Annotated in this window: 15 protein-coding genes; 5 read left to right on the top strand and 10 right to left on the bottom strand. The window is 57.7% G+C overall.

The annotated features are described in order from the left end of the window. The first annotated feature begins 97 nt into the window (after positions 1-97). Positions 98-1,156, top strand: coding sequence for a porin OmpA (gene ompA / locus EV102420_RS13240; protein WP_042392483.1), 1,059 nt, complete (start codon positions 98-100; stop codon positions 1,154-1,156). 68 nt (positions 1,157-1,224) lie between these two features. On the opposite strand, the gene matP is transcribed toward ompA, so the two are convergent. Beyond that, positions 1,225-1,677 carry a macrodomain Ter protein MatP gene (gene matP, locus EV102420_RS13235; RefSeq protein WP_042392481.1) on the bottom strand — a complete coding sequence of 151 codons (453 nt, stop codon included), beginning with the start codon at positions 1,675-1,677 and terminating at the stop codon, positions 1,225-1,227. Between the two features lie 185 nt (positions 1,678-1,862). Here matP and EV102420_RS13230 point away from each other — a divergent pair, with 185 nt between their 5' ends. Then, positions 1,863-3,623, top strand: coding sequence for an AAA family ATPase (locus EV102420_RS13230; RefSeq protein ID WP_042392479.1), 1,761 nt, complete (start codon positions 1,863-1,865; stop codon positions 3,621-3,623). Positions 3,624-3,691: 68 nt separating this feature from the next. Next, a complete protein-coding gene (fabA, locus tag EV102420_RS13225; RefSeq protein WP_042392477.1) occupies positions 3,692-4,213 on the top strand; it encodes a bifunctional 3-hydroxydecanoyl-ACP dehydratase/trans-2-decenoyl-ACP isomerase in 522 nt (173 codons plus the stop codon). 55 nt (positions 4,214-4,268) lie between these two features. Here the strand turns inward: fabA and rmf are convergent, their stop codons facing one another. From rmf to rlmKL, 6 genes are all read right to left on the bottom strand, one after another. Beyond that, a complete protein-coding gene (gene rmf / locus EV102420_RS21440) occupies positions 4,269-4,436 on the bottom strand; it encodes a ribosome modulation factor (RefSeq protein WP_072015258.1) in 168 nt (55 codons plus the stop codon). A gap of 267 nt (positions 4,437-4,703) precedes the next feature. Beyond that, positions 4,704-5,267, bottom strand: a complete 564-nt coding sequence (gene pqiC, locus EV102420_RS13220; protein WP_370678343.1) for a membrane integrity-associated transporter subunit PqiC — start codon at positions 5,265-5,267, stop codon at positions 4,704-4,706. Between the two features lie 11 nt (positions 5,268-5,278). Beyond that, complete coding sequence (gene pqiB / locus EV102420_RS13215) at positions 5,279-6,919, bottom strand: intermembrane transport protein PqiB (RefSeq protein WP_042392474.1); 1,641 nt, start codon at positions 6,917-6,919, stop codon at positions 5,279-5,281. 3 nt (positions 6,920-6,922) lie between these two features. Further along, the gene (gene pqiA / locus EV102420_RS13210; RefSeq protein WP_042392471.1) at positions 6,923-8,176 is read right to left on the bottom strand and encodes a membrane integrity-associated transporter subunit PqiA; all 1,254 of its coding nucleotides are present in this window, start codon (positions 8,174-8,176) and stop codon (positions 6,923-6,925) included. 13 nt (positions 8,177-8,189) lie between these two features. Continuing rightward, positions 8,190-10,097: an ABC transporter ATP-binding protein gene (locus tag EV102420_RS13205; RefSeq protein ID WP_042392469.1), complete on the bottom strand. Its 1,908-nt coding sequence runs from the start codon at positions 10,095-10,097 to the stop codon at positions 8,190-8,192. A 15-nt stretch (positions 10,098-10,112) separates the two neighbouring features. Beyond that, the gene (rlmKL, locus tag EV102420_RS13200) at positions 10,113-12,221 is read right to left on the bottom strand and encodes a bifunctional 23S rRNA (guanine(2069)-N(7))-methyltransferase RlmK/23S rRNA (guanine(2445)-N(2))-methyltransferase RlmL (RefSeq protein ID WP_042392466.1); all 2,109 of its coding nucleotides are present in this window, start codon (positions 12,219-12,221) and stop codon (positions 10,113-10,115) included. Between the two features lie 99 nt (positions 12,222-12,320). Between rlmKL and EV102420_RS13195 the strand changes: the two genes are divergently transcribed. Continuing rightward, a complete protein-coding gene (locus EV102420_RS13195; protein ID WP_042392464.1) occupies positions 12,321-13,430 on the top strand; it encodes a YcbX family protein in 1,110 nt (369 codons plus the stop codon). Here EV102420_RS13195 and zapC read toward each other — a convergent pair. The 3 genes from zapC to pepN form a co-directional block, all read right to left on the bottom strand. Continuing rightward, complete coding sequence (gene zapC, locus EV102420_RS13190) at positions 13,427-13,963, bottom strand: cell division protein ZapC (protein ID WP_042392463.1); 537 nt, start codon at positions 13,961-13,963, stop codon at positions 13,427-13,429. The two genes, EV102420_RS13195 and zapC, sit on opposite strands and share 4 nt — an antisense overlap. Before the next feature lie 168 nt (positions 13,964-14,131). Continuing rightward, on the bottom strand, positions 14,132-15,142 hold the full coding sequence (gene pyrD, locus EV102420_RS13185) for a quinone-dependent dihydroorotate dehydrogenase (protein ID WP_042392461.1): 1,011 nt from the start codon (positions 15,140-15,142) through the stop codon (positions 14,132-14,134). 157 nt (positions 15,143-15,299) lie between these two features. Then, a complete protein-coding gene (gene pepN, locus EV102420_RS13180; protein ID WP_042392460.1) occupies positions 15,300-17,912 on the bottom strand; it encodes an aminopeptidase N in 2,613 nt (870 codons plus the stop codon). 262 nt (positions 17,913-18,174) lie between these two features. On the opposite strand from pepN, the gene pncB reads away from it, so the two are divergent. Further along, positions 18,175-19,377: a nicotinate phosphoribosyltransferase gene (gene pncB / locus EV102420_RS13175; RefSeq protein ID WP_042392458.1), complete on the top strand. Its 1,203-nt coding sequence runs from the start codon at positions 18,175-18,177 to the stop codon at positions 19,375-19,377. Positions 19,378-19,450 lie beyond the last annotated feature (73 nt).

Raw genomic sequence — 19,450 nt, 5'->3', positions numbered from 1 at the left:
AGAGTTAATATTGAGCAATGCCCCCGGTGAAGGATTTAACCGTGTTTTCTCTGGCGAGAAGTTCATGGCGATTTTTGGATGATAACGAGGCGCAAAAATGAAAAAGACAGCTATCGCGATTGCAGTGGCACTGGCTGGCTTCGCTACCGTAGCGCAGGCCGCTCCGAAAGATAATACCTGGTACACTGGTGCTAAACTGGGCTGGTCCCAGTACCACGACAATGGCTTCATTCCTAATGATGGCCCGACCCGTGAAGACCAGCTCGGCGCTGGCGCATACGGCGGCTACCAGGTTAACCCGTACGTTGGTTTCGAACTCGGTTATGACTGGTTAGGTCGTGAGCCGTACAAAGGCGACAACGTAAACGGTGCTTTCAAATCTCAGGGCGTTCAGCTGACCGCTAAACTGGGCTACCCAATCACTGACGACGTTGATATCTACACCCGCCTGGGTGGTATGGTATGGCGTGCAGATGCTAAAGCTCAGGTTCCTGGCACTGGCGCATCTTTCAAAGACCACGATACCGGTGTTTCCCCAGTATTCGCTGGTGGCGTAGAGTGGGCAATGACCCGTGACATCGCTACCCGTCTGGAATACCAGTGGGTTAACAACATTGGCGATGCTAAAACTCTGGGCACCCGTCAAGACAACGGTATGCTGAGCGTAGGTGTTTCCTACCGCTTCGGCCAGCAGGAAGACGTAGCTCCGGTTGTTGCACCGGCTCCGGCTCCGGCTCCGCAGGTTTCTACCAAGCACTTCACTCTGAAGTCTGACGTACTGTTCAACTTCAACAAAGCGACTCTGAAACCAGAAGGCCAGCAGGCTCTGGATCAGATGTACAGCCAGCTGAGCAACCTGGATCCGAAAGACGGTTCCGTTGTTGTTCTGGGCTTCACCGACCGTATCGGTTCTGACGCTTACAACCAGGGTCTGTCCGAGAAACGTGCTCAGTCTGTTGTTGACTACCTGATCTCTAAAGGTATCCCGTCCAACAAGATCTCCGCACGTGGTATGGGCGAATCTAACCCGGTTACTGGCAACACCTGTGACAACGTGAAAGCTCGTCCGGCACTGATCGACTGCCTGGCTCCGGATCGTCGCGTAGAGATCGAAGTTAAAGGCGTTAAAGACGTTGTAACTCAGCCGCAGGCTTAAGTTTACGTCTTATAAAAAAACCCCGCTCTGCGGGGTTTTTTATTGTCTGTTCTCGGCTGAAAAACGCGTTACTCTTTACCTAGCAGCGCCTGCAGATCCTGCTTCAGGGTGCTCATTTTGCTGGCATACTTCTCTTTATGCTCGGCATCTTCAATCAGCTGCACAATCGTCTCTGACAGGGTTTTCCCCCGCCGCTGGGCTAGACCGGCCAGACGTTGCCAGACCATAAATTCCAGATCGATTGATTTTTTACGCGTGTGCTGATGCTCGGCGTTGAAGTGCCGTTTTCGCCGGGCGCGGATGGTCTGCTTCATGCGGTTCATTAACGCGGCATTCATGTGCTGCGCAATCCAGTCGTTAACACGAACCGGTTCGTATTCGAGCTTCAGCAACAGATCGACGGCCTCTTTAGCCGCACTGGTTTCTAAATAGCGCGTGATGAGTTCACCTTCACGGTGCTTTTTCACCAGGTACTTCCATTTCCAGCCGCTTTCGAGATTTTCCAGTTGTTGATATTTCATTGCGATCTCAGTGTTACCGTGTAACTTAGTTCAGAATATCAGTTTTTTGCCAATCTGCTGAAAAGAAATCACATCCTGTGAGCCAGGCGGTACCGGGAAAGGGGTAAAAGCATCTATTCCGCGTGTGCTGAATTGCCGCTTACGCTATAATTCCGCCCTTTACAGCTGACGATAAAACCTCAACATTGACCATTACTAAACTAGCCTGGCAAGACCTTGTTCCTGATACCGATAGCTATCAGGAGGTGTTTACACCGTCTGACGTTGACCTTGAGTCTGAGCTTTCTCTTGGTGACACGCAACCTCGTTTGCAGTACGCGCTGGAGCAGCTGCTGCATCCTTCTGCATCGTCACGCTTTTTACTGGCCAAAGCGCCGGAAGAGCCAGAGTATCTGGCCCTGATCGCCGCCGCCGCCCGTGAACTCCAACCCGCGACGTCGCCGGTTGTCGGCGTCGAGTACAGCGTTTCCGGCCGTACGGTGAGCGTGAAGCCTGCCACCAGCGCGCAGGCGAACTTTGCCGGGCAGAGCGACGTAGTGATTGCCGACTGGGTAGAAGCCGAGCAGCTATTCGGTTGCCTGCGCCAGTTCAATAATGAAATTACCCTTGAGCCCGGCCTGGTCCATCAGGCCAACGGCGGCGTGCTGGTCGTATCGCTGCGCACCCTGCTGAGCCAGCCGCTGCTCTGGATGCGCCTGAAATCCATCGTGACTCGCCAGCGTTTCGACTGGGTCTCCTTTGACGAGTCGCGTCCCCTGCCCGTTAGCGTGCCCGCAATGCCGCTGACGCTGAAGGTTATTCTGGTCGGCGAGCGCGAGTCGCTGGCAGATTTCCAGGAGATGGAGCCGGATCTGGCTGCCCAGTCTATCTACAGCGAGTATGAAGAGACGATCCAGATCACCGACCTGGACGCGCTTGCCGCCTGGCGTCAGTGGGTGATCCTTAACGCCGAGCAGGCCGGACTGCCAACCCCGGCTGAAGATGCCTGGCCGGCGTTTATCCGCGCCGCGGTACGCTATACCGACGATCAGGAGACGCTGCCGCTCTGTCCGCTGTGGCTTGCGCGTCAGCTGCGTGAGGTCTCTGCCTTTACCGAGGAGAGCACCTTCGACGCAGAGCAACTGCGCACCATGCTGAGCCAGCGCGAGTGGCGTGAAGGCTATCTGCCGGAGCGTATGCTGGATGAGATCCTGCTCGAACAGATCCTCATTGAGACCGAAGGCGATCGCGTAGGGCAGATTAACGCCCTGTCGGTGGTTGAGTTTCCTGGCCACCCCCGCCCCTATGGCGAACCGTCGCGCATTAGCTGCGTGGTACACATCGGCGACGGCGAGTTTCATGATATCGAGCGGAAAGCCGAGCTGGGCGGTAACATCCATGCCAAAGGCATGATGATCATGCAGTCCTTCCTAATGGCCGAGCTGGAGCTGGAGCAGCAGATGCCCTTCACGGCGTCGTTGACCTTTGAGCAATCCTACAGCGAAGTCGACGGCGACAGCGCCTCGATGGCCGAGCTGTGTGCGCTGATCAGCGCCCTGGCCGATGTCCCGCTGCATCAGCACATTGCTATTACCGGCTCGGTGGATCAGTTTGGCCGGGCGCAGCCGGTAGGTGGCCTGAACGAGAAGATCGAAGGCTTTTTCGCCATCTGCCAGCACCGGGGCCTAACCGGCAAGCAGGGGGTGATCATCCCGGCGGCCAACGTGCGCCACCTCTGCCTGCATCAGGAGCTGCTGGATGCGGTCCAGGCAGAACAATTTTTCATCTGGGCCATTGATGATGTGACCGATGCACTACCCTTACTGACAGACCTGGTCTGGGATGGCGAAGGGCAAACCACGCTGGTCCAGACTATTCAGGAACGTATTACGCAGGCGACGCAGCAGGAAGCGCGTCATCGCTATCCGTGGCCGCTACGCTGGATCGGCTGGTTTACGCCTAACTGATCGGAGTTGTTCAGCGTACACGTGTTAGCTATCCTGCGTGCTTCACTAAAATAAGGCTTACTGAGAACATGGTAGATAAACGCAAACCCTCTTATACGAAAGAAGACCTTCTTGCCTCTGGTCGTGGTGAACTGTTTGGCGAAAATGGCCCGCCGTTACCAGCAGGAAACATGCTGATGATGGATCGTGTGATCACAATGAGCGAGACGGGCGGTAATTTCGATAAAGGCTATGTTGAAGCAGAGCTGGATATCAAACCGGATCTGTGGTTCTTCGGTTGCCACTTCATTGGCGATCCAGTAATGCCTGGCTGCTTAGGCCTTGATGCCATGTGGCAGCTGGTTGGTTTTTACCTCGGCTGGCTCGGCGGTGAAGGCAAAGGTCGCGCCCTCGGCGTGGGCGAAGTAAAACTGGCTGGCCAGATTTTACCGACTGCCTCTAAAGTGACTTACCGCATTCACTTCAAGCGCGTCATCAACCGCAAGCTGATCATGGGCATCGCGGACGGCGAAGTGCTGGTTGACGGTCGTCAGATCTACACCGCAACCGATCTGAAAGTGGGTCTGTTCAAGGACACCTCTGCGTTCTGATCCCCCTGACAGGCGAAACCTCCGCGAGGCGGAGGTTTCTTTTAAAGAGACAGAATCAAGCGATAACTACCCTGTCCTCCATGGCTTCTCGCCAGCCTCCAAGCCAGTAGGATCTCTGATTCAGCGTCTGGTAAGGACACAGCTCCTTCGAGCGTCCGGCAATGCCGGCCTGGTAACCACGTTGATGTGCCCGTTCCAGGCGATCTCGTTTTTGTCTCTTCATGCCTCGTTTCCCTCATTGTTTGAGTCTGGTGGAAAAGAAAACAGTGGCTACAAAATGTGCAACCACGTCTAACAAATAGCGCGATCGCCGCGTGCAGTCAATGCACAAAATTCATACCAACGTCATAAATGTGAGATATACGAAACTTCATTTGTACAAAAAGTGTGAGCAGGCACAGGTTTTATCCCGCTGAGTAGTCGAAAAAAAACCACGCTGCCGTAAACGAACGCGTGGTTTTTTAGGATTAATTGCAGGCTTAAGTGCCGATTACGGTAGGCGATTTATCTCCCGGGCCATATTGCTGGCCTCCTGCGCCCACGCCTCGCCCAGCACCTTCACCATCGCGTCATAGCCATCCTGCGGCTGCGTCATCTCCACATGGAACGGACGCTTGATCAGCGTGCCCTGATGGTTAAGCAGCCACTCGCCGCTGACAATCACGTGTCCATCATAGCGACCATGAAAGCCGGTCACGGTGACGTTAAGGGTATCCTGATCGCTGCCCATCGGCTGAGAGGCGACCACCCAGCCCGGAAGATTGCGGCTGAGGTTCGCCACCAGCGAGGTGCGCAGCTGCTGATCGAGCGGGCTGGCCCACAGGTTATTGTTGGCGATAACGTACTGCACGTCGCTGGTCTGGTAAACCACGCCGTTGCCCGCCAGATAGTCCGGGACAGAAACCTGCTCAATCCACAGCTGACGCTGCCCCTGGCTAGCTGCCATCATACCTGCCGAAGCCGTCACCGGCTGCGGATTGGACGGTAACTGATAGTAGCGAGGCTCCTCGCTACCGCTGCTGCAGGCGCTGAGCAGCAGCGCCGCAATGACCATTATCCCTTTTCTCACTGTTTAACCCCCTTCGGCTCAGGATCTTTTTTGCCCTTCGCCTCAAAGACCAGGGCGTTGCTCTTCTGGTTAAGCGTCTGCAATACCGGCTGCAGCTCGCGCAGAACCTGATCCAGGCGCTGCATATCCGCTACCATCTTGTTATAGGCTGCCGATCCCGGCTGGAAGCCCTGCATGCTGCGGTTCAGCTCGCGCAGCGTTTTCTGCATATCCTGCGGCAACTGCTGCACCGACTGGCTGGCGGTCAACTTGTTCAGGTTATCCAGCGTGGTTTGCAGGCGACGCATGGTGCGCTGGCTTTCGGCGAGGGTGCCGGTAGCCTGCTCAAGCATTGGGTTCAGCGGCAGATTGTTGATCTTATCCAGCGTATCCATCAGGCGCTGCTGGATCTGTGCCAGGCCGCTGCTGACTGTCGGAATAATTTTGTAACCACCAAACTCGCGGATGCCGGTGATCGGCGGCGGTTTCGAGACGAAATCCATATCCACGTAGAGCGCGCCGGTCACCAGGTTACCGGTTTTCAGCGAGCCGCGCAGCCCCTGCTTCAGCAGCTCAGGCAGGTTGGTGAGAATATCCGGGCTTTCCCCCATCTGGCTTGCGATCCGCTCAGGCTCAATACGGATCAGCACCGGAATACGGTAGTCCTCGTTCAGCGCCTGCCGCAGGCCCGGCATAAAGAACGGCACCTTGCTGACGGTCCCAAGACGCATGCCACGGAACTCTACCGGCGCGCCAGGTTGCAGGCCGCGAATAGAATCCTTGAAGAACAGCAGGAAATCCTGGTGCTGGGTGTAGAGCGACTCCTGAATGCTGCGCTGGTTATCGTAGAGATCGAACTCGGTTTTCTCAGCCACCGGCTGGCCTAGATCGATGCCATCGGGCACGTCAAAGCTGACGCCGCCGCCAAACAGGGTGGTCAGCGCCCCCATCTCTACGCGCATGCCCGCCGAGGTGAGATCGACGGCGATACCGCTGTCTTTCCAGAAGCGGACATTACTGGTCACCAGCCGATCGTTAGGTGCGTTGATAAACAGCTGATAGCTCATGGTCCGTTTCTGCGGATCGAACACGCTGGTCTCTACCGAACCGACGCGATAGCCGCGGAAGAGCACCGGATCCCCCGGGGAGAGCTGGCCCGCTTTTTTACTGTCGAGCACCACGCGGATCCCTTTTGCATCCGGTGGCGCCAACGGCGGTGAGTCCAGTAGCTGGTAATCATCACGCACGCCGCCTTTGGTTCCTGGCTTAAGCTCTATATAGGCCCCGGAGAGCAGCGTGCCCAGCCCGCTGATCCCTTCCCTGCCCACCTGGGGCTTCACCACCCAGAACACCGTGTCGCCGTGCAGCAGCTTTTGCATGTTAGCATTCAGGCGCGCCTTGATCTCAACGTGGGTCAGATCGTCGGTTAGCGTCGCTGACTCCACCACGCCGACGTCAATGCTGCGGCTCTTGATGGTGGTTTTACCCGCCTCGATGCCTTCAGCATTGGTGGTGACCAGCGTCACCTCTGGCCCTTGGTGACTGTAGTGATAAAAGAGGATCCAGGCCCCGATCAGCGCCGTGACAATTGGGAAGATCCACACCGGCGACCAGTTCTTCACCTTCTGCACTTTGGCTTCCCCACCTTTGGTCTCCATGTTTTACGACTCCTTCTGGCTTGATTCTGGCTCACGATCCCACGACAGGCGTGGGTCGAAGGTCATGGCCGCAAACATCGTCATGATGACAACCAGCGCAAACATCAGCGCGCCCATTGCGGGGTAAATATTCATTAATCCGCCCATTCGAACCAGGGCAGAGAGTACGGCGATAACAAAGACGTCGATCATCGACCAGCGGCCCACAAACTCGACGACCTCGTAAATCAGGTGCATACGCTCGCTGTCGCGCCTGCCGTGCCCTTTCGCATCCCAGCAGAGCCAGGCGATGGCGATCATCTTCAGGGTTGGCACCATAATACTGGCGATAAAGATCACCAGCGCCACCGGATAGGAACCTTCGCTCCAGAGCAGGATCACCCCGGCCAGAATGGTCGAGGGCATTTTATCCCCGAGCAGATCGGTGATCATGATGGGCAAAATATTGGCTGGCAGATAGAGCAGGATGGAGGTAACCAGCAGCGCCATGGTTAACTGAAGGCTGTTCCTGCGCCTGGCGTGGCCATGGCTGTGGCAGCGAGGGCACACCGTCTGGTCAACGGGCAGCACCGCCGTGCAGCAGGCGCAGGAGCGCAGCCCCTGACGAATGCCCGGCATGCCGACGCGCAGCGGCTGGGCAAGCGCTGGCGCGGGCGCGATGTCGTCCCACAGCCAGCGTTTATCAACACACTGAAAGGCGCGCAGATGCAGAATGCAGAACAGACACCAGGGAATGAAGCTGCTACCGACGCCGATATCGCCATAGGCCATCAGCTTTACGAAGCTGACCAGCACCCCGGCGAGAAAGATCTCTGCCATCCCCCAGTTTTTCAGCATGAAAAAGATGCGGGCCAGCCTGCGCTTCAGGCGATCCGGCAGCGGAACCTGGTTCACCAGCAGGATGACGGTGACCAGGCAGAACGCGGGCACGAACTGCACAAAGAGCAAGAAGAAGGTGCCAAGGCTGGCGTAGTCCTCACTGAACATGACGCGCGGGATCTCCATCAGCGTCACTTCACTGGTGACCCCTGCCACCTTCATGTTAACGAAGGGAAACAGGTTAGCCAGCACCAGCATAAACAGCGCCACTACCGCGTAGGCCAGCGGACGCTGCCGGGGCGCATCCCAGCGGGTGGTCAGCGTATGGCCGCAGCGCGGACAGGTTGCTTTATGCCCGTGCGCAAGCGGCGGCAGCGCCACCAGCAAGTCGCATTGCGAACACAAAATGTGCCGGGCGTCATGATGTTGTTCGCACATACGCACTCCCCGATTACGTCGCGTTTTTAAGCGCCTCAAGCTCTTCCCACCGCTCAAACGCTGCTTCCAGCGCCTGCTCAGCGGCAGCCATCTCGTCTAACACCTTTTGCGTCTGCTCGTGAGGCTGGCTGAAGAAGGCGCCGTCGGCCACCTGTGCCTGTAGCGCAGTGAGATTCGCCTCCAGCTCTTCAAGCCGCTGAGGTAGCTGCTCAAGTTCCCGCTGCAGGTTATAGCTTAGTTTGCTCCCGCCGCGTTTGACAGTTTCTGCTTTTGCCGCCGGATTGTCTGTCACCTTTTTGGTAACAGACTGTTTATACGCCTGAGAGGCAGCCTGCTGGCCCCGCGCATCCTGGTAGCCGCCCACGTAGCGGCCAATGCGCCCCTGGCCTTCAAAGATCCAACACTCGGTCACGGTATTGTCGACAAATTGGCGATCGTGGCTCACCAGCAGCACCGTGCCCTGGTAGCCGTCAATCAGCTCTTCCAGCAGCTCCAGCGTTTCGACGTCGAGGTCGTTGGTCGGTTCATCGAGGATCAGCAGGTTGCTGGGCTTGAGGAACAGGCGCGCCAACAGCAGGCGGTTACGTTCCCCGCCGGAGAGCGCACGTACCGGCGTCATGGCGCGTTTCGGATGGAACAGGAAGTCCTGCAGGTAGCCCAGCACGTGGCGCGGCTTACCGTTAACCATCACCTCCTGCTTGCCTTCGGCGAGGTTATCCATCACCGTCCGATCCGGATCCAGCTCCGCACGGTGCTGGTCAAAGTAGGCCACTTCCAGCTTGGTGCCGATATGAATACGTCCACTGTCAGCCTGTAACTGGCCGAGCATCAGCTTCAGCAGCGTGGTTTTCCCGCAGCCGTTAGGGCCGATCAGGGCAATTTTATCCCCGCGCTGTACCTGGGCGGAGAAATCGGTGACCAGCTTTTTGCCGTCCACGCCGTAGTGGACGTTCTCCATCTCAATGACGATTTTGCCAGAGCGGGAGGCCTCTTCAACCTGCATCTTCGCGCTGCCCATCACCTCACGGCGTTCGCTGCGCTCGCGACGCATCGCCTTCAGCGCCCGGACGCGCCCTTCATTACGGGTACGACGCGCTTTGATGCCCTGGCGGATCCACACCTCCTCCTGGGCCAGCTTGCGGTCAAATTCGGCGTTTTGCAGCTCTTCAACCCGCAGCGCCTCCTCTTTCTCCAGCAGATACTGATCGTAGTTGCCTGGATAGGTCACCAGCTTGCCGCGGTCGAGATCGACGATGCGCGTCGCCATATTGCGGATAAAAGAACGGTCGTGGGAGATAAAGATAATGGTGCCGTTGAAGGTTTTCAGGAACCCTTCCAGCCAGTCGATGGTTTCGATATCCAGGTGGTTGGTCGGCTCGTCCAGCAGCAGCACGCGCGGGTTGCTCACCAGCGCACGGCCCAGAGCCGCCTTACGCAGCCAGCCGCCGGAGAGCGAGGCCAGCGCCATATCGGCCTCCAGGCCAAGCTGGGCCAGCACCTCGTTGATGCGGTTCTCCATCTGCCAGAGGCCGTAGTGATCCAGCAGCTCCTGCAGGCGCGCCATCTCGTTCAGGTTCTTCTCGCTCGGATCGGTCATCACCAGATGGGAGATCTCATGGTAACCCTTGAGATACTCCGCCTGCTCTGAGATACCCTCGGCGACAAAATCGTAGACGCTGCCAGCGACGTTACGCGGCGGATCCTGCTGCAGACGTGCCACGACCAGATCCTGCTCATAGACGATGCGACCATCGTCCAGGCCCTGCTCGCGGTTAAGGATCTTCATCAGGGTGGATTTCCCCGCGCCGTTACGTCCGACCAGGCAGACGCGCTCGTTATCTTCGATATGAAGCTCGGCGTTATCCAGAAGCGGCGCGTCGCTGAACGACAGCCAGGCACCGTGCATACTAATTAATGACATTGTGTTCTATTCCTCTCAGGCTGCGGTAATCAGCCAGCAGTTATGGATCTGACGGTTGCGGGCGAAATCCTGCGACTGCGTTTTTTGGGTGATATCTTGTGCTTTCAGCCCCAGTTCAGCCAGCCCGTCGTGGTCCATGCGGAAACCGCGTTTGTTATTTGAGAACATAATCGTGCCGCCTTTACGCAGCATCCGTTTTAGGTCTTTCATCAAGCTCAGGTGATCGCGCTGGACGTCAAACGCCTCTTCCATTCGCTTGGAGTTAGAGAAGGTCGGCGGATCGATAAAGATCAGATCGAACTGCTCGTCGGTCTCCCGCAGCCAGCCCATCACATCGGCCTGCATCAGGCGATGCTGGCGACCGGTGAGGCCGTTCAGGCGCAGGTTGCGCTCGGCCCACTCCAGGTAGGTGCGTGACATATCGACGGTGGTGGTCGATGCCGCTCCGCCCAGACCCGCGTGCACGCTGGCGCTGCCGGTGTAGGAGAAGAGGTTGAGGAAATCTTTTCCTTTGCTCATCTGGCCCAGCATCCGGCGGGCGATACGGTGATCCAGGAACAGGCCGGTATCCAGATAGTCGGTGAGGTTGACCCACAGGCGGGCGTTGTACTCGCTCACCTCCATGAATTCGCCCTTCTCGTTCATCTTCTGGTACTGGTTTTTGCCTTTCTGCCGCTCGCGGGTCTTCAGCACCAGCTTGTTAGGTGCAATGCCCAGCACCGTAATGGTGGCGGCAATAACATCCAGCAGACGCTGACGGGCCTTCTGCGCATCGACGGTTTTCGGCGGAGCGTACTCCTGCACCACCACCCAGTCGGCGTAGCGGTCTACCGCCACGTTATAGTCCGGCAGGTCGGCATCGTACAGGCGATAGCACTCGATCCCCTCCTGACGCGCCCACTTCTCCAGCTTTTTGACATTCTTGCGCAGGCGGTTGGCGTAATCTTCCGCCATGCCGCTGCCTTTGATATCACCGAAGTTTTCTGCGATGGAGTAGTTTTTCTGTACGCAGTCCAGCGGGCCGTTTTTAGCCTTAAACTGGCGGTCGGCGCGCAGCTGGAGGCAGTTGAGCAGCTCCGGCGAGGCGCTGAACAGGGAGACGTTCCAGCCGCCGAAGTTGTTTTTCAGGGTGCGGCCCAGCAGGCTATGCAGGGCAATCAGCGCCGGTTCGCTCTCCAGACGCTCACCGTACGGCGGGTTACTCAGCACGGTACCGTGCGGCCCTTCCGGCAGTGGATTGGTCAGCTGGGCCACGTCTTTGACGTTAAAATCGATCAGCTCGCCGACGCCTGCGCGACGGGCGTTGCTGCGGGCAATATCGATCACCCGGGCGTCGCTGTCGGAGCCGTAGAAGCGCGAGCCGTAGTCAGCTAGCCCCTGACGGGCGCGGGTCTGGGCCTCGGCTTTCACCTCTTTCCACAGCGCCTCGTCGTGTTGCGCCCAGCCGCTAAAGCCCCAGTGCCCGCGATGCAGGCCCGGTGCGCGATCGGTGGCGAGCATTGCCGCCTCAATCAGCAGGGTGCCGGAGCCGCAGAGCGGATCGAGCAGCGGCGTACCCGGCTGCCAGCCGGAGCGCATGACGACAGCCGCCGCCAGGGTCTCTTTCATGGGGGCCAGCCCGGCCCGGTCGCGATAGCCGCGCAGATGCAGGCCGTCGCCGCTGAGATCGAGGGCAATATGCGCTGTCTCTTTATTCAGCCAGACGTTGATACGCATATCCGGCTGCTCGCGATCGACGTTCGGGCGTTCCATGTTCTTACGCGTGAAGCTGTCGACGATGGCGTCTTTTACCCGCATGGCACCGTACTGGCTGTTGCGGATCTCTTCATTCAGCCCGCTGAAGTGCACGGCGAAGGTCGCGCCAGGGTTGAAAATCTCCGTCCAGTCAATTGCCTGCACGCCCATATAGAGATCGAGGTCGCTGTAGACCTTGCACTCATTCAGCGGCAGCATAATGCGCGAAGCCAGACGACTCCACATCAGGCTCTGGTAAATGAGCCGGGTGTCCCCTTCAAAATGGACACCGCCCTGAACCACCTGGACGTGCTGCGCCCCGAGGTTTTCCAGTTCAGTTTTTAATAGCTCTTCCAGCCCACGGGCCGTACTGGCAAACAGAGAATTCATATCGTCACTTTTACTCTAATAAAATTGTTGCGCATTATAGCCAATATAAGTTGGATGTCATAAAGTTGAGACCCTATTTTCACACCCATGGAGGGCGCAGTGGCTACTCTGTCGCGGCTTTTTATACATCCGGTCAAATCGATGCGCGGAATTGGCCTCACGCACGCCCTGGCCGACATCAGCGGTCTGGCTTTTGACCGCATCTTTATGCTTACTGAACCCGACGGTACCTTTATTACCGCCCGCCAGTATCCGCAGCTGGTGCGTTTTATCCCGTCGCCGCTGCATGACGGCCTCCATCTCACCGCGCCCGACGGCAGCAGTGCGCTGGTCCGCTTTGCTGATTTCATCAGCGATGCCGCGCCGACGGAGGTCTGGGGCAACCATTTTACCGCATTAATTGCCCCCGCGGCGATCAACCAGTGGCTGAGCGGCTTTTTTAATCGCGAAGTCCAGCTGCGCTGGGTAGGTCAGGCGCCCACTCGCCGGGTGAAGCGCTTTGAAAGCGTGCCGCTCTCCTTTGCCGACGGCTTTCCTTACCTGCTTACCAACGACGCCTCGCTGCGCGATCTGCAAAACCGCTGCCCGGCCAGCATCCAGATGGAGCAGTTTCGTCCGAACCTGGTGGTCACCGGGGCGCAGGCATGGGAAGAAGATACCTGGAAAACCGTGCGCATCGGCGAGGTGATCTTTGACGTGGTTAAACCCTGTAGCCGCTGCGTATTGACCACTGTCAGCCCCGAGCGCGGCCAGAAGCACCCGGCCGGTGAACCGCTGCATACCCTGCAACAGTTCCGCACTGCCGTCGATAGTGGCGACGTTGATTTCGGCCTGAACCTGATCGCCCGCAACAGTGGCGTGATCCGCGTCGGCGACGAGGTGAACGTGCTGGCGAGCGGTCCTGCGAGAGTGTACGGTGCGGGGGAGCCGGTTGAGACGCTGGAGATTGAGAAGCAGGCCGCGTCAACGGTGACCATTGGCTGGCAGGGAGAGACCTTTACGGGCAATAACCAACAGGTGCTGCTTGAGCAATTGGAGAGCCAGGGGATCCGCGTGCCCTACTCTTGCCGGGCTGGGATCTGCGGCTCCTGCCGCGTACGCCTGATAGAGGGGGAAGTGAGCGCTCTGAAGCAGTCCGCCATTGGCGACGACGGCACCATTCTGAGCTGCAGCTGTATTCCCAAAACGCCGCTGGTGCTGGAGCCTTAAACCGCCTGCTCCAGGCTATACATCTGGGGCAGCGGTCGCATACGATCGTTCATCACTTTGATCGCGTCGCCAAGCTGCATCGTACGCCCGGCAATCACCACGCCGGGCTGTGCCAGCAGGCAGAGCGTGGCGTTATCACCCGGCTCGACCACCAACAAATTAACCTGCTCTGCGGTATCACTGAGCCAGACGCTGGCGGCTTCGCCGAGAGTGGGCTGCCAGCTGTCGCCGTAGGAGTGGAAGTGCCAGCTTTTTGGCATCTGCGGCTTGAGAAAGCGGATCGCCACCAGCGCATTCAGCACCAGCTCGGCGCGCTGCTCCCGGGAGAGTTCAAACTCGCGGCAGCGCTCCTCAAAGGAGAAGTAGAGTGCGGCATCATCCACACAGAAACCAGAGGGTGCGAACGCGTCCGGCGTCAGCATCCGGCGGGCGTAACGGGAGCGAAACAGCATCCCATTGGCGAGATCGAGCATCATCCGATCGTGCTCTTCGTCGTAATACCAGCGCCAGTTATCGTCAGGTTTGATTCGCATATTCCTCTCCGCTCCCCCTTAAGCGTCCTGCTGCTTTTGTCTCCGTTGTTACCGTTCCGCTTATCACAAAATGTCAATAATGAGAACGTTTAAATAAACAACAACCAGGGGAATATAAAACAACCAGGGCTGGAAATAAAGCCCTGGTTAACATTTAGACGCAAAGGATTAGATATGGGTAACGATCTCTTTAATCAGCGGCGGGCCTTTAAATATAAAGCCGGAATAGATCTGCACCAGCGTCGCACCGGCAGCTATTTTCTCCCGCGCGGCGATAACGGAGTCGATTCCGCCGACGCCGATAATCGGCAGCTGACCGTTCAGCTCCTGCGCCAGGCGGCGAATAATTTCGGTGCTTTTTAGCTGTAGCGGACGGCCGCTTAAGCCTCCGGTCTCATTACCGTGCTTCATTCCCTGCACCAGCCCTCTTTCGAGCGTGGTATTGGTGGCGATCACGCCATCGATATTATGGCGAACCAGGCTGTCAGCCACCTGAATTAACTCCTCAACGGTGAGATCGGGAGCAATTTTCACCGCCACAGGGACATATTTATGATGAATATTCTGCAGCTCGCGCTGCTTATTTTTGATGGCCGCGAGCAGATCGTCCAACGCCTCACCGTATTGCAGCGAGCGCAGGCCGGGAGTGTTTGGCGAGGAGATATTAATCGCAATGTAGCCTGCGTAGGGATAGACTTTATCCATACAGATCAGGTAGTCATCTTTCCCCTGCTCCACTGGCGTATCTTTATTTTTGCCGATATTAATGCCCAGCACGCCGTCAAAATGGGCTTTTTTAACGTTCTCGACCAGGTTATCCACGCCAAGGTTATTGAACCCCATGCGATTAATTAACCCCTCGGCCTCGACCAGGCGGAAGATACGCGGCTTGTCGTTCCCCGGCTGCGGGCGCGGCGTCACGGTGCCGATCTCAATCGAGCCAAAGCCCATTGCGCCCAGCGCATCGATGCACTCACCGTTCTTATCCAGACCCGCCGCCAGACCCAGCGGATTCTTAAAGGTCAGCCCCATGCAGGAGACCGGTTTTTGCGGCACGTTCTGGCGCACCAGCGCGGCTAAAGGCGTGCCGGAAATACGGCGTAATTGCTGAAACGTCAATTCATGAGCGCGCTCGGGGTCGAGCTGGAAAAGGGCTTTACGAACGAAGGGGTAGTACATGAACTCTCCTGGATTCCCGGTGTGCAAACCGGGGGCGTATTATCTGCGATTGCGAGGCGAAAGGGAATTGACCTGAGGCAAATAATTCAGTTAAAACGCAAACGTTTTCCTGGAGAGGGTAAAAAAACCGGGCAGCGTGCTGCCGCCCGGCGATATATTAGGCCAGCGCCTTAGCGATCTTCTCGTAGAGATCGCCAGAGAGGTTTTCCAGGCCTTTCAGCTGCTCCAGCGCGGCACGCATCTGGGTTTGACGCCCTTCATCGTAACGTTTCAGGCGGATCAGCGGCTCAATCAGACGCGACGCCACCTGCGGGTTACGGCTGTTAAGCTCGGTCAGCATCTCAACCATGAAACGGTAGCCGCTGCCGTCTTCAGCATGGAACGCCGCCGGGTTGCTGCCGGCGAATGCACCAATCAGGGAGCGCACGCGGTTCGGGTTGCTGAGAGTAAAGGAGCGGTGGTTAAGCAGGCCGCGCACGGTCTCCAGCACGTTGCTGGCCGGGCTGGTGGCTTGCAGAATAAACCACTTATCCATCACCAGACCGTCCTGATGCCACTTATCATCGTACTCCTGCATCAGCGCGTCACGGCACGGCAGCTGCGCCGCGACGGCAGCCGAGAGCGCCGCCAGCGCGTCGGTCATGTTGTCCGCGGTGTGATACTGCTGGGTAACCAGAGCATCGCCCAGCTTCACGTCGCCAAACGCCAGATAGCGTAGGCAGGTGTTGCGCAGCGAACGCTTGCCGATATCCGCATGTTCAACCCGGTAAGCATCGAGCTTATGCGCGTTGTAGACCGCAAGGAACTCGTCGGAAAGCTCGGTCGCCAGGGTGCGGGTCAACGCCTCGCGAACGGCAACGATCGCCACCGGATCGATGATGTCGAACAGCTCGGCCATTTCGCCTGGAGAAGGCAGGGTCAGGATCTCTGCCGCCAGCGCCGGATCGATATCGGCATCCAGCAGGATCGCCCGGAAAGCATCGGCCACGTGCAGCGGCAGCGACAGCGGCTGGCCCTGCTGCTGGCGAGCCACGTTCAGCTTGATATAGGTAGTCAGCAGGCTCTGAGCGGCATCCCAGCGGGAGAAGTCGTTGCGCGCATGGCGCATCAGGAACGTCAGCTGCTGATCGCTCCACTTATACTCCAGCTTCACCGGCGCGGAGAATTCGCGCAGCAGGGATGGCACTGGCTGGAAGTAGACCTTATCAAAGACGAAGGTCTGCTCTTCCTGAGTGACGTTGAGCACGTTATGCACCGGGTGTCCCTCTTTTTGCAGCGGGATAACCTGGCCCTCGTTGTCGTACAGCTCAATATCAAACGGAATGTGCAGGGGCAGCTTCTCTTCCTGATCCGGCGTCGGCGGCGTGCGCTGGCTGATGGTCAGGGTGTACTGCTCGGTCTCTGGGTTGTAGTCGTCGCGCACGCTCACAATCGGCGTACCGGACTGGCTGTACCAGCGACGGAAATGAGAGAGGTCGACGTTGGAGGCGTCTTCCATCGCCTGGACGAAATCGTCGCAGGTGGCGGCGCTGCCGTCGTGGCGCTCAAAGTAGAGCTGCATCCCGCGCTGGAAGTTCTCTTCCCCCAGCAGGGTATGCAGCATGCGGATCACTTCAGACCCCTTCTCATACACCGTCAGGGTGTAGAAGTTGTTCATCTCGATCACTTTGTCGGGACGGATCGGGTGTGCCATCGGGCTGGCATCTTCCGCAAACTGCAGGCCGCGCATGGTGCGCACGTTGCTGATGCGGTTCACCGCGCGGGAGCCGAGATCGGAGCTGAACTCCTGATCGCGGAACACGGTCAGCCCCTCTTTCAGGCTCAGCTGGAACCAGTCGCGGCAGGTCACGCGGTTGCCGGTCCAGTTATGGAAGTACTCGTGACCAATCACGCGCTCAATATCGAGATAGTCTTTATCGGTGGCGGTGTCGGTGCGGGCCAGCACATATTTGGAGTTAAAGACGTTGAGGCCTTTGTTCTCCATTGCGCCCATGTTGAAGAAATCCACGGCGACGATCATATAGATGTCGAGGTCATACTCAAGACCAAAGCGCTCTTCATCCCACTTCATGGAGTTTTGCAGGGAGGTCATCGCCCACGGGGCGCGGTCGAGGTTGCCACGATCGACAAACAGCTCAAGCGCCACTTCACGGCCAGAACGGGTGGTATAGGTGTCGCGCAGCACGTCGAAATCACCGGCCACCAGCGCAAACAGGTAGCACGGTTTCGGGAACGGATCCTGCCACTGCACCCAGTGACGACCGTTCTCCAGCTCGCCTTCGCCTACGCGGTTACCGTTGGAGAGCAGGAACGGATATTTGCTTTTATCGGCGATGATTTTAGTGGTAAAGCGCGCCAGCACGTCCGGGCGGTCGAGGTACCAGGTAATATGGCGGAAGCCCTCGGCCTCGCACTGGGTGCAGAGCGCTTCGCCTGACTGGTAGAGCCCTTCCAGCGCGGTATTGGCGGCCGGGCTAATCTCGTTGACGATGCGCAGGGTAAAACGATCCGGCAGGTTATTGATAACCAGCGCGTTCTCAGCGATCTGGTAATCAGACCACGGCTGACCGTCTACGTGGAGGGAGACGAGCGTCAGATCTTCGCCGTTAAGACGTAAAGGCTCGGCCGTTGCGCCATGGCGAGAGACGGTGCTTTCTGCCGTGACGACGGTTTTAACAGCATCAAGATCGAAAGTCAGGTCAATATCGCTAATCAGGTAATCTGGCGCACGGTAGTCGTGGCGGTATTTGGCTTGGGGCTGTTGAGTCATAAAAAACCTTTAGCATCTCATTAGGGTAACGACTCAGTCTATTCCTGTTGCCTCATTCGCGCTACGCGGAAACTCACTCTTTTCAAGGCAAAAAGCCCTGTTTGCTACATTTTGATAACAGAGGCACAAATTGCCCTCGAACATCTTACGCGGTTGTGTTGTGATCCAGGTTCATTAAACCGATAATCAAGGTATACTCCTGCGTCTTTATCTGCTTTGGCTTTGATGGATACGCACCAGTGAGAGGATGCTACGGCGCACCATGACACAACTCGCGACCCCTATTCTGCGAACGCTGCTTGATACCGATGCCTATAAGCTGCATATGCAGCAGGCGGTTTTTCATCAATATCATGATGTCCACGTGTCGGCTGAGTTTCGCTGCCGGGGCGACGACCTGCTGGGTATCTATGCCGATGCCATTCGCGCGCAGGTTGATGCCATGCAGCATCTGCGCCTGCAGGATGATGAATATCAGTGGCTTTCCAACCTGCCCTTCTTCCGCGCCAACTATCTCGACTGGCTGCGGACGTTCCGCTATGACCCAAGCCAGGTGGTGATCACCAACGACCAGGGCAAGCTCTCTATTCGCCTCGCTGGCCCATGGCGCGAGGTGATCATGTGGGAGGTGCCGCTGCTGGCAGCGATCAGCGAGGTGGTGCACCGCTACCGCTCGCCGGATGCGGGCGTCAGTGAAGCGCTGGCCACCCTCGAAGCGAAGCTGGCGGATTTCTCCAAGATGACCGCCGGACTGGATATGTCCCGCTTCCGTCTGATGGACTTCGGCACCCGCCGCCGCTTCTCCCGCGACGTGCAGCAGGCCATCGTTGAGCGCCTGCAGCAGGAGCCGTGGTTTGTCGGCACCAGCAACTACGATCTCGCTCGCCGCCTGAACTTAACGCCGATGGGCACCCAGGCACACGAGTGGTTCCAGGCTCACCAGCAGATCAGCCCCGAGCTGGCCACCAGCCAGCGCGCCGCCCTTGCCGCCTGGCTGACTGAATACCCCGACCAACTGGGTATTGCCCTGACCGACTGCATCACCATGGACGCCTTCCTGCGCGACTTTGGTCCAGAGTTTGCCTCCCGCTACCAGGGCCTGCGCCACGACTCGGGCGATCCGGTTGAGTGGGGAGAAAAAGCGATCGCCCACTATCAAAAGCTGGGTATCGATCCACTCAGTAAGGTGCTGGTGTTCTCGGACAATCTTGATCTGAAGAAAGCTCTGGATCTCTACCGCCACTTCTCCGCGCGGGTTAATCTGAGCTTTGGCATTGGCACGCGCCTGACCTGCGACATTCCGCAGGTGAAGCCGCTGAACATCGTCATTAAGCTGGTGGAGTGTAACGGCAAGCCGGTGGCAAAACTCTCTGACAGCCCGGGTAAAACCATCTGTCATGATAAAGCCTTTGTTCGGGCGCTGCGTGAGGCGTTCGATCTGCCGCAGGTTAAAAAAGCCAGCTAATCCATGCAGGGAGCCGCTTCGGCTCCCTTTTCCCTTATTAATTTCTTATTTCTTCCCTTCTTACTGTTAATTC

Origin of the sequence: Pseudescherichia vulneris NBRC 102420 (assembly GCF_000759795.1) — a bacterium.
Taxonomy (GTDB): Bacteria; Pseudomonadota; Gammaproteobacteria; order Enterobacterales; family Enterobacteriaceae; genus Pseudescherichia; species Pseudescherichia vulneris.
This window is presented reverse-complemented; position numbering and strand designations above follow the sequence as displayed.